The sequence below is a fragment of the Streptomyces sp. NPDC059008 genome, assembly GCF_042749045.1.
Lineage (GTDB): Bacteria > Actinomycetota > Actinomycetes > Streptomycetales > Streptomycetaceae > Streptomyces.
In genome coordinates this window covers 1-15298 of record NZ_JBHYJC010000085.1, presented here as the reverse complement: position 1 = coordinate 15298, position 15298 = coordinate 1, and the positions used below count along the sequence as shown (strand labels likewise).

The window sequence follows — 15298 nt, the reverse complement described above, 5'->3', positions numbered from 1 at the left end:
AAACGCCCGGTTACATTCCGAACCCGGAAGCTAAGCCTTTCAGCGCCGATGGTACTGCAGGGGGGACCCTGTGGGAGAGTAGGACGCCGCCGAACTTTCTTTGTGGGAAAGCCCCGCACCGTATGGTGCGGGGCTTTTCTGCGTTCCGGGGGGTCCTGGGCCCCGAGGTACGGCGCGGCCGGCGGGCCAGGTAAGGTCAGGGGGCATCATTGGCACATTTCCCACAGGAGGCCCCCGCGGTGGAGGTCCAGGAGACGCGGGTCCAGACGGATCGCATCCTTACCATCCCGAATATCCTGAGCATGGCTCGCCTCGTCGGCGTGCCGGTGTTCCTGTGGTTGATCCTCTGGCGGGAATTCGGCGGTCCGAAGATTGCCGATGTCTGGGCACTGGTGGTCCTGGCGCTGAGCGGCGTCAGCGACTACCTGGACGGCAAGCTCGCCCGCCGCTGGAACCAGATCAGCAGCCTCGGGCGGATCCTGGACCCGGCGGCCGACCGCCTCTACATCCTGTCCACCCTCGTCGGTCTGACCTGGCGCGAGATCCTCCCGGTCTGGCTCACCGCGGCCCTGCTGGCGCGCGAGCTGATGCTGCTGATCGCGGTGGGATTCCTCGGGCGTCACGGGTATGGCCCTCCCCAGGTGAACTTCCTGGGCAAGGCGGCTACGTTCAACTTGATGTACGCCTTCCCGTTGCTCTTGCTGAGCGACGGAAGTGGCTGGCTTCACACGCTCGCTGCTATTTTCGGATGGGCGTTCGCAGGTTGGGGTACGGCGCTCTACTGGTGGGCAGGGATCCTGTACGTGGTCCAGGTCCGCCGACTCATCAGGGCGGACGCCACAGCCGACTGAGCTCTCCGAACCGGCAGATTGTGCAAGGGCCGGCGCCCGTACGCGAGCACAGGAACAGTGGGCGATCTGGACAAGTGAAGTCGGCAAGACCGTCGTCTCTTATGAGGAGGACGCTTCCGACATGAAGGCCGTTGTGATGGCCGGCGGCGAGGGCACACGCCTTCGCCCCATGACGTCCAGCATGCCCAAGCCACTGCTTCCGGTCGCCAACAGGCCGATCATGGAGCACGTACTGAGGCTGCTGAAACGGCATGGTCTCAATGAGACCGTCGTGACCGTGCAATTCCTTGCCTCGCTCGTCAAGAACTATTTCGGGGACGGCGAAGAGCTTGGAATGGAGCTCACCTACGCCAACGAGGAAAAGCCACTCGGCACCGCGGGCAGCGTGAAGAACGCCGAGGAAGCCCTCAAGGACGACGCCTTCCTCGTCATCTCCGGTGACGCCCTCACCGATTTCGACCTCACCGATCTGATCCGGTTCCACAAGGAAAAGGGCGCCCTCGTCACCGTCTGCCTCACGCGGGTCCCCAATCCGCTTGAGTTCGGCATCACCATCGTCGACGAGGGCGGCAAGGTCGAACGCTTCCTGGAAAAGCCCACCTGGGGCCAGGTCTTCTCGGACACCGTCAACACCGGTATCTACGTGATGGAGCCGGAGGTCTTCGACTACTTCGAGCCCGATGTTCCGGTCGACTGGTCCGGTGATGTCTTCCCGCAGCTCATGAAGGAAGGCAAGCCCATCTACGGCTATGTCGCCGAGGGGTACTGGGAGGACGTCGGTACCCACGAGAGCTATGTGAAGGCCCAGGCCGATGTCCTCGAGGGCAAGGTCGATGTCGAAATCGACGGCTTCGAGATCTCGCCCGGAGTATGGGTCGCCGAGGGTGCCGAGGTCCATCCGGACGCGGTGCTGCGCGGGCCGCTGTACGTCGGCGACTACGCCAAGGTCGAAGCGGGCGTGGAGATTCGCGAGCACACCGTCGTCGGTTCGAATGTCGTCGTGAAGAGCGGCGCCTTCCTGCACCGCGCCGTGGTGCACGACAACGTCTATCTCGGGCAGCACACCAATCTGCGCGGGTGTGTGATCGGCAAGAACACCGACGTGATGCGGGCCGCCCGGATCGAGGACGGCGCGGTCATCGGCGACGAATGCCTCATCGGCGAGGAGTCGATCGTCCAGGGCAATGTGCGGGTCTATCCGTTCAAGACCATCGAGGCCGGTGCGTTCGTCAACACCTCGGTGATCTGGGAATCCCGCGGCCAGGCGCATCTGTTCGGTGCCCGCGGCGTGTCCGGGATCCTGAATGTCGAGATCACCCCGGAACTCGCCGTACGGCTCGCGGGGGCGTACGCCACCACGCTCAAGAAGGGCTCCACGGTCACCACCGCACGTGACCACTCCCGTGGTGCCCGGGCCCTCAAACGCGCGGTGATCTCCGCGTTGCAGGCCAGCGCCATCGACGTACGCGACCTGGAGAACGTCCCGCTGCCCGTCGCCCGTCAGCAGACCGCCCGCGGCAGCGCCGGCGGCATCATGGTCCGTACGACGCCCGGTGTACCGGACTCCGTCGACATCATGTTCTTCGACGAGCGGGGCGCCGACCTCTCGCAGGCAGGGCAGCGCAAGCTCGACCGGGTCTACGCCCGTCAGGAGTACCGGCGCGCCTTCCCCGGCGAGATCGGTGACCTGGTCTTCCCGGCGAGCGTCTTCGACTCCTACACCGGGTCGTTGCTGCGTGCCGTGGACACCACCGGGATCGCCGAGTCGGGGCTGAAGGTCGTCGTGGACGCCTCGAACGGCAGCGCCGGCCTGGTCCTGCCCAGCCTCCTGGGGCGGCTCGGGGTCGACTCCCTGACCATCAACCCCGGGCTCAACGAAGCCCGGCCCACCGAAACCGCCGAGGCACGGCGCTCCGGGCTCGTCCGGCTCGGCGAGATCGTTGCCTCGGCGCGGGCCGCCTTCGGCGTGCGCTTCGACCCCGTGGGCGAACGACTCTCGCTCGTGGACGAACGCGGCCGGATCATCGAGGACGACCGTGCGCTGCTGGTCATGCTGGACCTGGTCGCCGCCGAACGGCGCACCGGCCGGGTGGCGCTGCCGGTGACCACCACCCGGATCGCCGAGCAGGTGGCGGCGTACCACGGCACACAGGTGGAGTGGACGACCACCTCGCCGGACGATCTGACCCGGGTGGGGCGGGCGGACGGCACGGTCTTCGGCGGGGACGGCCTGGGCGGCTTCATCATCCCGGAGTTCAGCTCCGTCTTCGACGGCGCGGCCGCGTTCGTCCGGCTGATCGGCCTGGTGGCGCGCACCCAGCTCACGCTCAGCCAGATCGACGCGCGGATTCCGCGGGCGCATGTACTGCGCCGCGATCTGGCGACCCCCTGGGCGGTCAAGGGCCTGGTCATGCGGCATGTCGTCGAGGCGGCCGGTGACCGGGAGGTGGACACCACGGACGGCGTACGGGTCGTGGAGGCCGACGGACGCTGGATCCTGGTGCTGCCGGACCCGGCCGAGGCGGTCACCCACCTGTGGGCGGAAGGACCGGACGACGACTCCGCCCAGCAGCTGCTGGACGAGTGGGCGGCCGTGGTCGACAGCGCGGGCCGCTGATCCGGACCCCACCGGCGGGCCGTTGATCGGCACGCCGGTGGGGCCGTTGGGAGACTGCGCGGCCGACGTGGGACGATGTGCGGCATGTCGCAGCAGCGCCCCGATCGGAGCACCCCGAAACCGCCGGCCGCGCGCCCCGATGCGTCCATGTCGCTGCTGACCAACGTGATGGATCACAGCCTCGACGACGGGTACGCCGAGGCGGCCGCGCGCAAGTCCGCAGCCGGCGTGCGCGGGCTGCCGCGCACCCTGCGGGCGAAGTTGGGACTGGCGGCCGGTCTGGTGCTGGCCGCGCTCGTGGTGACCGTCGGGGCGGCGCAGGCGCGGATATCCGCACCGACGCTGGCCAAGGAGCGCGAAGAGCTGATCAACCGCATTCAGAAGGGGACCGGCGAGGCGGACAAACAGCAGCATCGGGTCGACGCGCTGCGGGGCGACGTCAGCAGGATGCAGCGTGAGGCGCTGAAGGAGCAGGGCGGCGGCAAGGCCGAACTGCTGGCTCTGTTGTCGGGCTCGACGCAGGTCACCGGGCCCGGCGTGAAACTCGTCGTGGACGATGCCAAGGGCGCGGAGTCCGGCGGTGGCGGGCCGCGCGAGAGCAGTGGTTTCTCCGACACCGGGCGGGTACGCGACAGGGACATGCAGCGCGTCGTCAACGGCCTGTGGGAGTCCGGTGCGGAGGCCATCTCCGTCAATGGGCAGCGGCTTACGTCACTCTCGGCGATCAGAGCCGCGGGAGACGCCATACTGGTCGACAACAAGCCACTGGTGCCGCCCTATACGGTGCTGGCGGTGGGGGACGGGCAGCGGCTGAGCACCGCGTTCCAGGACAGCGCCGATGGCCAGTACCTGCATGTGCTGCAGGAGAACTACGGCGTCCGCACCAGGATTTCCGCGGAGAGTGAGGTCACCCTGCCGCCCGCGCCCAGTTTGATCGTACGTACCGCAAAGCCGCAGGCCGGTGCCGCCAGGTCGGGCGGCGCCGACACAGGGAAGGGCACATCGTGATCGCCGTACTGGGCCTCATCGTGGGAGTCGTGGTCGGACTCGTCGTCCGACCCGTGGTGCCGACGGTGGTCGAGCCCTACTTGCCGATCGCTGTCGTCGCGGCGCTGGACGCCGTGTTCGGCGGTCTGCGCGCGATGCTGGACGGCATCTTCGACGACAAGGTCTTCGTGGTCTCCTTCCTGTCGAACGTCGTCGTCGCCGCGCTGATCGTCTTCCTCGGCGACAAGTTGGGCGTCGGCGCCCAACTCTCCACCGGCGTCGTGGTGGTGCTGGGCATCCGGATCTTCTCCAACGCCGCGGCGATCCGCCGGCACGTCTTCAGGGCGTGAGACGGATGGCAACGGACGAGACCCCGGAGCCGGGGAAGCAGCCGGAGCGACCGGAGCCCGAGCAGGAGAGCGGCCCGGTGGGGCGGCGGCCGATGCCGCCCGAGAGCCGGAGCACCCCTGAGCGGAAGGCGTCCGCGGACGGGGACGAAACCCGGGAAACGGACAGTGCTGGACAGAAGTCGAGTAAAGCGGCAGACTCCTCGACTCCTGACGCGGTGAGCGGTGGCGGAGAAGGAGAGCGGCCGAAGACCGGCCGGGAGCGGCTCGCGGCGAGCCTGTGGCCGCCGCGGTTGACCCGGGCCCAACTGATCGTTGCGCTGCTCCTGTTCATTCTCGGCCTGGGTCTGGCGATTCAGGTACGTTCCACAAGTGACAGCAGTGCGCTGCGGGGTGCGCGCCAGGAGGACTTGGTGCGCATTCTGGACGAGCTGGACAATCGCTCCCAGCGGTTGACGGACGAACAGCGGCGCCTGGAAGGGCAGAAGACCGAGCTGGAGAACAGTTCGGACCAGGCCGAGGAGGCCCGTAAGCAGACCGTGGAGAAGGAACAGCAGCTGGGTGTGCTGGCCGGGACCGTCGCGGCGCAGGGGCCCGGCATCAACCTGACCATCGACGACCCGACGCACTCCGTCGAGGCGGACAAGCTGCTGGACACCATCCAGGAGCTGCGGGCGGCCGGCGCCGAGGCCATCCAGGTCAATTCGGTACGGGTCGTCGCGGACACCTACCTCTCGGACATCCGGGGCGGGGTGGAGATCGACGGCGTGCGCGTCACGCAGCCGTACCGCTTCAAGGTCATCGGCAAGCCGGAGGACCTGGAGCCGGCGCTGAACATCCCCGGCGGAGTGGTGCAGACGCTGGAAAAGGAGCAGGCCAAGGTGTCTGTGACCCGTCGGGAGAAGATCATTGTGGATGCCTTGCGAGAGGCGAAGCGGCCTGACTACGCTCGGTCGTCATCGCAGTGAGGTGTGCAGGTATGTCGAGTGCCCGGCGAGGGCATGAGGTAGCGGGGGGTCGACGCACCGTGCGTGTGGTGTGTGGTGGAAACTGTCTGGAGGCCACGGACGTTCACAGGATGTCCGGATGGGCCGGTGTGTGCATCGAGGGTTCGTCCTGCCCCACGGGCGGGTCTGTTTCGTTCAAGGGGAATCGCCCGTGAAGTTGTTTGGAAAGCTGTTCGGCAAGAGCGCGCGCCAGGAGGGCGGCAGCGGCTCCGCGCGGCACCGTGCTCCGCGCCAGCCCGAAAGTGGTGAGGCGGCGGAGCGTCCGCTCTTCCGTGACGAGGTCGGCGGTCCGTCCGGGGGGCACGGCGCGGGTTCTGTTGACCCCTCCGGGGCCGCCCGCATAGGTTCCGAGGAACCATCGGCCTCACGCACGGGTGGAGGGTCGGCCTTGCCGGTATGTACAAGGTGTGGGCACCGGAACGCCGAGGCGAGCCGGTTCTGCTCCAACTGCGGTGCGCCGCTGCGCCCGGGCGCCCAGGCCGAGCGGGCGTCCGAGACGACGTCCACGATCTCCATTTCGGGGCTGGAGGCCTACGACTCGGAGACGACGGGCCAGAATCTGGTGCCGTCGCTGTCCCCGGAGGCCCAGGCCGCGGTCGAGGCCCTTCCGCTGGGGTCGGCGCTGCTGATCGTCCGCCGGGGTCCGAATTCGGGCAGCCGCTTCCTGCTGGACAGCGAGCTGACGACGGCGGGCCGGCATCCGCAGGGCGACATCTTCCTCGACGATGTGACGGTCTCGCGTCGGCATGTGGAGTTCCGCCGCGGTGCGGACGGCATCTTCACGGTCGCCGACGTCGGCAGCCTGAACGGCACGTACGTCAATCGTGAGCCGATCGACTCGGTCGCGCTCGCCAACGGCGACGAGGTCCAGATCGGCAAGTACCGCATGGTCTTCTACGCCAGCCAGCGGGGCGCCGGGATCTGACCGGTCAGGGAAGGCATATGCGCGATACACCGAAGGGCGGTGCCGGTTCTGTCGGCACCGCCTCCTCGGGCGCCAAGCCGGTGAGCATCGGCACGGTGCTCAATGCGCTGCGCGAGGAGTTTCCCGAGGTCACGATCTCCAAGATTCGCTTCTTGGAGGCCGAGGGGCTCGTCGAGCCGAAGCGCACGCCTTCCGGATACCGGAAATTCACGCCGGCCGACGTCGAGCGGCTGGCGAGCGTCCTGCGGATGCAGCGGGACCACTATCTGCCCCTGAAGGTCATCCGGGAGCATCTGGACGCCCTGGAGCGCGGTGAGCAGGTGCAGCTGCCCGCTCCGGCCGCGGCCTCGCGGGACCTGGTCGAGGGCGTCTCCTGCCAGGGCGAGGACCCTCCGACGGCTGCCCGGATCGGCCGGGCCGAGCTGCTGGCCGCCGCGGCGGTGGACGAGGCGGCGCTCGCCGACTGGGAGTCGTACGGACTCATCGTCCCCCACGCGGGCGGCGGATACGACATCGAGGCCGTCACCGTGGCCAAACTCGTCGCGGACCTGGGTCGTTTCGGCCTGGAGCCGCGGCATCTGCGTGCCGTGAAGGCGGCCGCCGAGCGCGAGGCCGGCCTGGTCGAACAGGTCGTTGCACCCCTTCGGCGGCACCGTAATCCACAGACCAGGGCCCATGCGGAGGCCACCGCCAGAGAGCTGGCGACGCTCTCCGTAAGGCTCCATGCGGCGCTGGTGCAGAGCGCTCTTCGCGTCCGGTTGCCATGAGCAAAAGAGTGCTCGACTACCCAAACCTGCCGGGCACGTCCTAGGGTTGCTGTGTGAACGAGCTCGACGTCGTGGGTGTCCGGGTGGAAATGCCTTCCAGCCAACCGATCGTGCTCCTGCGGGAGGTGGGAGGCGATCGCTACTTGCCCATTTGGATCGGGCCAGGGGAGGCCACCGCCATCGCCTTTGCCCAGCAGGGCATGGTCCCTGCCAGGCCGCTGACGCACGACCTTTTCAAGGACGTGCTCGAAGCGGTGGGCCAGGAGCTGACCCAGGTCCGCATCACGGACCTGCGCGAGGGGGTTTTCTATGCCGAACTGGTCTTCGCCAGTGGGGTCGAGGTCAGTGCCCGCCCGTCCGACGCCATAGCGCTGGCGCTGCGCACCGGAACGCCGATCTTCGGCACGGACGGTGTGCTGGACGACGCGGGGATCGCCATCCCGGACGAGCAGGAGGACGAGGTGGAGAAGTTCCGCGAGTTCCTCGACCAGATCTCGCCCGAGGACTTCGGCACCAACAGCCAGTGACGCCGGCCGGGTGAAGGGGCTGATTCCGGCCAAACTATTTAGCCATTCCCCGCGCGAGGTCACGAGAAACCACTCGTAGGGTGATTATCACTCGGCGTGGCGAGCGCGGCGATCGTTGACGCACCCCGAGTGACTGCATACCGTCGATATGGCAGGTCCCGTCCGGGACGTGGAGGACGGAGGGCGGCGTGGCAATCACCGGCGACGGTATGGCGGCGGAAGGGGCGTTGCCGCTCCACTCGGGCGCGGCCGCGAACCATGCCCCGGCACCGGCCGCGGCGGTGTCGGGGGACTGCGAGGCGCAGAACATCGGCTATCGCGGCCCGACCGCATGCGCGGCAGCGGGCATCACCTACCGGCAGCTCGACTACTGGGCGCGTACGGGCCTGGTGGAGCCGAGCATCCGGCCCGCGTACGGCTCCGGCACCCAGCGGCTCTACAGCTTCCGGGACGTCGTCGTCCTGAAGATCGTCAAGCGGCTGCTGGACACCGGGGTTTCGCTGCAGAACATCCGCACCGCCGTGCAGCATCTGCGTGCGCGGGGGCTGGCGGATCTGACCCGGATGACGCTGATGAGCGACGGCGCGACGGTCTACGAGTGCACCTCGCCCGATCAGGTCGTCGATCTGCTCCAGGGCGGCCAGGGCGTCTTCGGCATCGCGGTGGGCGTGGTGTGGCGGGACGTGGAGGGTGCGCTGTCACAGCTCCACGGAGAGCGCGTGGACACCGGCGAGACGCTGATGGGGAAGAACCCGCACGACGAGCTGGCGCGGCGGCGCAACAGGGCAGGCTGAGCCCGGTCCGGCGGCCCCGGCCCGGCATCGGGTCGATTGTCAGTGCCATGCGGCAGCATCGGACGTGTGAGACCCGCGCCGACGATTCTGCATCTGGACATGGATGCGTTCTACGCGGCCGCCGAGCAGGCGGCCAAGCCCAGCCTGCGCGGCAAGCCCGTGGTGGTCGGTGGGATCGGGCCGCGGGGTGTGGTCGCCACGGCGTCGTACGAAGCCCGGGTCTTCGGGGTCCGCTCCGCGATGCCGACGGCCCAGGCGCGCCGGCTGTGCCCCAATGCCGCGTATCTCAGCCCTCGTTTCGGCCTGTACCGCCAGGTGAGTGACACGGTCATGGAGCTGCTGCACGAGCTGTCACCGCTCGTCGAGCCGCTGAGCCTGGACGAGGCGTTCGTGGATCTGGAAGCGGGCGGGGTGCCGGCTGAGACGGCCGCCGTACGCGCGGTGGGGGAGCGGCTGCGGCGCGACATCAGGTCCGCGACGGGGCTGACCGGTTCGGTGGGGCTCGCGGGCGCCAAGATGCTGGCGAAGATCGCTTCCGAGGCGGCGAAGCCGGACGGCCTGGTCGTCATCGAGCCCGGTACGGAGCGGGAGCTGCTGGGCCCCATGACGGTGCGGACGCTGCCCGGCGTGGGGCCCGCGACGGCTGAGACGCTGCGCCGGGCCGGGATCCACACCGTCGCGGAGACCGCCGAGGCCGGCGAGGCGGAGCTGGTGCGGCTCCTGGGCAGGGCGCACGGCGCGGGGCTGTACGCGATGGCGCTGGGCCAGGACGACCGCCCCGTGGTGGCCGAGCGGGACGCCAAGTCCATTTCGGTCGAGGACACCTTCGAGGTCGATCTGACCGACCGGACGCGGGTGCGGAACGAGATGCTGCGGTTGGCCGACCGTTGCGTCCAGCGGCTGCGGGCGGCCGGGCGCTCCGGGCGCACGGTGGTGATCAAGGTGCGGAACTACGACTTCTCGACGCTGACCCGCTCCGAGACGCTCCGCGGGCCCACCGACGATCCCGGGGTCGTACGGGAGGCCGCGGTGCGGCTGCTGGAGACCGTGGACACCACCGGCGGGGTGCGGCTGCTGGGTGTAGGGGTCAGCGGGCTGGCCGACTTCACGCAGGAGGATCTGTTCGCCCAGCTGGCGACGGAGCGGGAGGCCGGGGAGCTGGCGAGGGCGGCGGCGGAGCCGGGCGGGGAGGAGGCCGGGGGCGGGGAGCCGGAGGAGGAGCGGCCGAGACGCTGGCATCCGGGGCTGGACGTGGTGCACGAGGAGTTCGGCGCCGGATGGGTGCAGGGAAGCGGCGTGGGGAGGGTGACCGTGCGCTTCGAGACGCCGTGGTCCGCACCGGGGAGGGTGCGGACCTTTGCCGTCGAGGACCCGGCGCTGCGGCCGGGTGAGCCGTTGCCGCTGGTGGGCGGCGGGCCGGAAGGAGGTCAGTCCTCCGAGCCGGCGATCTTGCCGAAGTCCTTGTCCGGGCCGTCGGAGCCGTCTTCCTTGCCGGGGGACGCCGGACCGGGTTCCGGTGAGGAGATATCCAGCCGGTAGTGGTGGTAGAGCTGGAGCTCCTGCTCAGGGGAGAGATGGCGGCCCACGCCGAAGTCCGGGGCGTCCTTGATCAGCTTGCGGTCGTAGGGGATGTGCAGGCCCTCGCCGACCATCTTGCTGGGTTCAAGGGGGACGAACGCATCCCGGCTGAAGAGCCCGGTGCGCACCGCCGCCCACTCCGGTTCCCCCGTCGCGTCGTCGAGGTAGACCTCGTCGATCGTGCCTATTTTCGCGCCGTTCCGGTCGAACGCTTTGCGGCCGATCAGGCTCCGGGGATCGATATCGGTTTGCACAACCCCTCCAATTGGTCGCAACTGCCCTGTGACAACTACCAAACGGCACATTTCATGCCCCGGCCACTCGAAGGATCCTTCGAGTGGTGCGCTGGTAGGCTGGCCAATGGCCGCAGAACCCATGCGGGAGAGTCCTTTGTCGTTCGCGACCAGGGCGCCGAAGGAGCAAATCCTCCCCGGAATCTCTCAGGCACACGTACCGCATGGACGAGGTCACTCTGGAAAGCAGGGCGGGCCACGGACGAGCACAGCGCCGGAACCCTTCCTCACCGACGGTGAAAGCCGGGCCGCCTCGCGCGGGCCGGTGAAGCTCTCAGGTTGAGATGACAGAGGGGGAGGCCGTCCGGGCACCCGCGCCGTGGTGCCCCTCGTAGGTCGTATTGACCAGGAGGCCCCCGCAGATGACCACCAATCGCATCTCCCTGACCGAGCTCGAACAAGGCATTCCGTTCGAGCGCCGGCACATCGGCCCCGACCACGAGGCGCAGGCGAAGATGCTCGCGCACGTCGGCTTCGGGTCGCTGGACGAGCTCACGGCCACCGCCGTACCTGATGTGATCAAGAGCGCGGAGGCGCTCGGCCTGCCGCAGGGCCGTACCGAGGCCGAGGTCCTCCAGGAGCTGCGCGGCCTGGCGGAGCGCAACCAGGTGCTGTCCTCCATGATCGGCCTGGGCTACTACGGCACGTTCACCCCGCCGGTGATCCTGCGCAACGTCATGGAGAACCCGGCCTGGTACACGGCGTACACGCCCTACCAGCCGGAGATCTCGCAGGGCCGCCTCGAGGCGCTGCTGAACTTCCAGACCATGGTCGCGGAACTGACCGGACTGCCCACCTCCGGCGCCTCCCTGCTGGACGAGGGCACCGCCGCCGCCGAGGCGATGGCGCTCTCCCGCCGCGTCGGCAAGGTCAAGCAGGGCGTCTTCCTGGTCGACGCCGACTGCCTGCCGCAGACCGTCGCCGTGATCCAGACCCGCGCCGAGCCCACCGGCGTCGAGGTCGTCGTCGCGGACCTGTCCGACGGCATCCCCGCCGAGATCGCCGAGCGGGGCGTCTTCGGCGTGCTGCTGCAGTACCCCGGCGCCTCCGGCGCGGTGCGCGACCCCCGTGCCCTCATCGAGCAGGCCCACGGGCTCGGCGCGATCGTCACCGTGGCCGCCGATCTGCTCGCCCTGACGCTGCTGACCTCGCCCGGCGAGCTCGGCGCGGACATCGCGGTCGGCACCACCCAGCGCTTCGGCGTCCCGATGGGCTTCGGCGGGCCGCACGCCGGCTTCATGGCCGTTCGCGACCAGTTCGCCCGCAGCCTGCCCGGCCGCCTGGTGGGCGTCTCCGTCGACGCCGATGGCAACAAGGCCTACCGCCTCGCCCTGCAGACCCGCGAGCAGCACATCCGCCGTGAGAAGGCCACCAGCAACATCTGCACCGCGCAGGTGCTGCTCGCCGTCATGGCCGGGATGTACGCCGTCTACCACGGCCCCGAGGGCCTGCGGACCATCGCCCGGCGCACCCACCGCTACGCCGCCGTCCTCGCCGAGGGCCTGCGGGCGGGCGGGGTGGAGATCGTGCACGGTGCGTACTTCGACACCCTGACCGCGCGGGTGCCCGGCCGGGCCGCCGAGGTCGTCGCCGCCGCCCGAGAGGCCGGCGTCAACCTCCGCCAGGTCGACGCCGACCTGGTCGGCATCGCCTGCGACGAGACCACCGGGCGTGCGCAGCTGGCCGGTGTCTGGGGCGCCTTCGGCGTGCGGGGCGACGTCGAGCAGCTGGACGCGGCGGCCGCCGAAGCGCTGCCGCAGGAGCTGCTGCGCACGGACGACTACCTCACCCACCCGGTCTTCCACCAGCACCGCTCCGAGACGGCGATGCTGCGCTACCTGCGCACCCTCGCCGACAAGGACTACGCGCTGGACCGCGGCATGATCCCGCTCGGCTCCTGCACGATGAAGCTGAACGCCACCACCGAGATGGAGCCGGTCACCTGGCCCGCGTTCGGCCAGCTGCACCCGTTCGCGCCGGCCGACCAGGCCCAGGGCTATCTGACGCTGATCCAGGAGCTGGAGGAGCGGCTGGCCACGGTCACCGGCTACGACAAGGTCTCCATCCAGCCGAACGCCGGCTCGCAGGGCGAGCTGGCCGGCCTGCTGGCCGTACGCGCCTACCACCGTGCCAACGGGGACGAGCAGCGCACGGTTTGCCTGATCCCGTCCTCGGCGCACGGCACCAACGCCGCCAGCGCCGTCATGGCGGGCATGAAGGTCGTCGTCGTCAAGACCGGTGAGGACGGCGAGGTCGACACCGACGATCTGCACGCCAAGATCGACAAGCACCGTGACGAGCTCGCGGTCCTGATGGTCACCTACCCCTCCACGCACGGCGTCTTCGAGGAGCACATCACCCAGATCTGCGGCGCGGTGCACGACGCCGGCGGTCAGGTCTACGTCGACGGCGCGAACCTCAACGCGCTGGTCGGACTCGCCGAGCCCGGCAAGTTCGGCGGCGACGTCTCGCACCTCAACCTGCACAAGACCTTCTGCATCCCGCACGGCGGCGGCGGCCCCGGCGTCGGCCCGGTCGCCGTACGCGCCCACCTGGCGCCGTACCTGCCCAACCACCCGCTGCAGCCCACCGCGGGCCCCGAGACGGGCGTCGGGCCGATCTCCGCGGCTCCCTGGGGCTCGGCGGGCATCCTGCCGATCTCCTGGGCGTACGTGCGCCTCATGGGCGGCGAGGGCCTCAAGCGCGCCACCCAGGTCGCGGTCCTGAGCGCGAACTACATCGCCAAGCGCCTGGAGCCGCACTACCCGGTGCTCTACACCGGCCCCGGCGGCCTGGTGGCGCACGAGTGCATCATCGACGTCCGGCCGCTGACCAAGGCGACCGGCGTGAGCATCGACGACGTCGCCAAGCGGCTGATCGACTACGGCTTCCACGCCCCGACGATGTCCTTCCCGGTGGCCGGCACGCTGATGATCGAGCCGACCGAGAGCGAGGACCTCGATGAGCTGGACCGGTTCTGCGACGCGATGATCGCGATCCGCGCGGAGATCGAGAAGGTCGGCTCGGGGGAGTGGGACAAGGACGACAACCCGCTGTGCAACGCCCCGCACACCGCGGCCGCGCTCGGCGGCGACTGGAACCACGCCTACAGCCGTGAGGAGGCCGTCTTCCCGGCGGGCGTCACTGCGGCGGAGAAGTACTGGCCGCCGGTGCGCCGTATCGACGGTGCCTTCGGCGACCGCAACCTCGTCTGCTCCTGCCCCCCGCTCGACGAGTACGACAGCTGATCGACACCGGCCCGTCAGGGCAACATCAAGGGCCCTCGGCAGATCTGCCGGGGGCCCTGTTGTACGTACCGGGCGCTCGCGGGTCAGGCGGCTGCGGTGACCCGGGTCCGGTGCGGGGCGATGACCTGCCCGTCCGGCAGCAGCTCACCGGTGTCCTCGAAGAGCAGGACGCCGTTGCAGAGCAGGCTCCAGCCCTGCTCGGGGTGGTGCGCCACAAGGTGTGCGGCCTCCCGGTCGCTGGAGTCTGCTGACGGGCAAGGCGGTTGGTGCTGACACATGGAAGTTGTCTTTCGCTGCGGTGTGGTGAACGTCGTGCGGCTCGATGTGGTGGTCATGGCCGCTCCCCCGTTTCTTCGGTCGGTTCCAGTGTTGCCCTACGGACGGGATTCCGCAGGGATTTCGCAGCAGCGGTACTCACTCGGTATCGACGCGTCACCCGTGCGGGCGGTTGCTTCCAATTGCACTCGTCTCCAAGGGCGTTGGCAGTGGTATCGAGGGACTAGCCCGCGCGGGTGAGCACGGCAGCGCCCCGCGGCCGGGAAGGGACGCGGGGCACGCTCTCGTCGGCCGGCGTGTGCCGGGCGCGGATGCACGGCCGGGTGCGCCGGGTCAGGCGGGTTCGCGCAGTAGTGGGGCGGGTGTCAGGCGGCGGGTGAGCCGGGGCAGCAGATCGGCGACGTGGTGCGGACGGTGGGCGGCGATCCCCGGCGGGGCGGGCGCCAGCGGTACCAGCAGATCGCCCGCTGCGGGCAGACCCTCGGCGCCGTCGGCGGAGACGTCGTGATGCAGCCACAGCGTCAGCATGTACAGCTCGGGGACGGACAGCAACCGCGGCTGGTAGGACGCGTTCATCGCCTCCGCCTGCACCAGTGCCCGCTCGGTCGAGGCGACATAGGGGCCGCCGCAGAAGCGCGCGAACGCCCAGCCGTCCGCGGTGAGCATCGCCTCGGCCGTCGCCACGGCCCGCTCCCCGCCGCGGACCAGGAAACTCCAGCCGGCCAGACGGGTCAGCGGTGTGCCCCCGGCCTTGCTGACGTCGTCCCATACGTGGAGCGGCAGCGGGTGGTCGGGGCTGAGCGGGCCCTGATGCGCGCGCAGCCCGGGGACGGGGGCCTCGCGGACGGCGGTGGGCGAGCCGAGGGCGGTAAGAACGCTGCGCAACGCGGACGCGGGGGCGGGGGAAACGTGCAGCGGCATGGTGGGTCGCCTCTCACTTCAGAGACACGGTGGAGCGTGGCGGGTGCAAACGGCGCTGTCTGCGTGCGGGGACAGAGCATGGCCGGCCCCGGGGCCGCGGCCGGGCGTGGGGTAGGGCGTGCCCGGTGGGTCTACGCGGGATCGATCCGCGTAGACCCAC

At 69.6% G+C, this 15298-nt stretch carries 14 protein-coding genes, 1 rRNA gene and 1 riboswitch; of the genes, 12 read left to right on the top strand and 3 right to left on the bottom strand.

Going from position 1 to position 15298, the window contains the following annotated elements:
- The 11 genes from rrf to ACFWZH_RS38725 all read left to right on the top strand — a co-directional run.
- Positions 1-95, top strand: a 5S ribosomal RNA gene (gene rrf / locus ACFWZH_RS38775); the annotation flags it as partial.
- Between the two features lie 144 nt (positions 96-239).
- Entirely contained in the window at positions 240-851 is a 612-nt protein-coding gene (locus tag ACFWZH_RS38770) for a CDP-alcohol phosphatidyltransferase family protein (RefSeq protein ID WP_384443011.1), read from the top strand.
- 121 nt (positions 852-972) lie between these two features.
- Positions 973-3468, top strand: a complete 2496-nt coding sequence (locus ACFWZH_RS38765) for a sugar phosphate nucleotidyltransferase (protein ID WP_384443008.1) — start codon at positions 973-975, stop codon at positions 3466-3468.
- A gap of 84 nt (positions 3469-3552) precedes the next feature.
- Positions 3553-4476 carry a DUF881 domain-containing protein gene (locus ACFWZH_RS38760; RefSeq protein ID WP_384443005.1) on the top strand — a complete coding sequence of 308 codons (924 nt, stop codon included), beginning with the start codon at positions 3553-3555 and terminating at the stop codon, positions 4474-4476.
- Positions 4473-4805 (top strand): small basic family protein, encoded by a 333-nt coding sequence (locus tag ACFWZH_RS38755; protein ID WP_003984969.1) that lies wholly within the window; start codon positions 4473-4475, stop codon positions 4803-4805. Before ACFWZH_RS38760 ends, ACFWZH_RS38755 begins: the two co-directional genes overlap by 4 nt.
- 5 nt (positions 4806-4810) lie before the next feature.
- A complete protein-coding gene (locus ACFWZH_RS38750; RefSeq protein WP_384443001.1) occupies positions 4811-5770 on the top strand; it encodes a DUF881 domain-containing protein in 960 nt (319 codons plus the stop codon).
- A 118-nt stretch (positions 5771-5888) separates the two neighbouring features.
- A complete protein-coding gene (locus ACFWZH_RS38745; protein WP_384442998.1) occupies positions 5889-6734 on the top strand; it encodes an FHA domain-containing protein in 846 nt (281 codons plus the stop codon).
- Positions 6735-6751: 17 nt separating this feature from the next.
- Complete coding sequence (locus ACFWZH_RS38740) at positions 6752-7501, top strand: MerR family transcriptional regulator (protein ID WP_384442995.1); 750 nt, start codon at positions 6752-6754, stop codon at positions 7499-7501.
- Between the two features lie 53 nt (positions 7502-7554).
- Complete coding sequence (locus ACFWZH_RS38735) at positions 7555-8028, top strand: bifunctional nuclease family protein (protein ID WP_006606439.1); 474 nt, start codon at positions 7555-7557, stop codon at positions 8026-8028.
- 188 nt (positions 8029-8216) lie between these two features.
- Positions 8217-8822 (top strand): MerR family transcriptional regulator, encoded by a 606-nt coding sequence (locus ACFWZH_RS38730; RefSeq protein WP_384442992.1) that lies wholly within the window; start codon positions 8217-8219, stop codon positions 8820-8822.
- Positions 8823-8888: 66 nt separating this feature from the next.
- On the top strand, positions 8889-10361 hold the full coding sequence (locus tag ACFWZH_RS38725; protein ID WP_384442989.1) for a DNA polymerase IV: 1473 nt from the start codon (positions 8889-8891) through the stop codon (positions 10359-10361).
- On the opposite strand, the gene ACFWZH_RS38720 is transcribed toward ACFWZH_RS38725, so the two are convergent.
- Positions 10250-10654: a PRC-barrel domain-containing protein gene (locus ACFWZH_RS38720; RefSeq protein ID WP_384442986.1), complete on the bottom strand. Its 405-nt coding sequence runs from the start codon at positions 10652-10654 to the stop codon at positions 10250-10252. The two genes, ACFWZH_RS38725 and ACFWZH_RS38720, sit on opposite strands and share 112 nt — an antisense overlap.
- A 114-nt stretch (positions 10655-10768) precedes the next feature.
- Positions 10769-10866: riboswitch (glycine riboswitch) on the top strand.
- A gap of 189 nt (positions 10867-11055) precedes the next feature.
- Between ACFWZH_RS38720 and gcvP the strand changes: the two genes are divergently transcribed.
- A complete protein-coding gene (gcvP, locus tag ACFWZH_RS38715) occupies positions 11056-13941 on the top strand; it encodes an aminomethyl-transferring glycine dehydrogenase (RefSeq protein WP_384442983.1) in 2886 nt (961 codons plus the stop codon).
- An 83-nt stretch (positions 13942-14024) separates the two neighbouring features.
- On the opposite strand, the gene ACFWZH_RS38710 is transcribed toward gcvP, so the two are convergent.
- Together ACFWZH_RS38710 and ACFWZH_RS38705 are read right to left on the bottom strand one after the other, a co-directional pair.
- Positions 14025-14219 (bottom strand): DUF5999 family protein, encoded by a 195-nt coding sequence (locus ACFWZH_RS38710; RefSeq protein ID WP_384442980.1) that lies wholly within the window; start codon positions 14217-14219, stop codon positions 14025-14027.
- A 331-nt stretch (positions 14220-14550) separates the two neighbouring features.
- Positions 14551-15138: a hypothetical protein gene (locus ACFWZH_RS38705; RefSeq protein ID WP_384442977.1), complete on the bottom strand. Its 588-nt coding sequence runs from the start codon at positions 15136-15138 to the stop codon at positions 14551-14553.
- Positions 15139-15298: the final 160 nt, after the last annotated feature.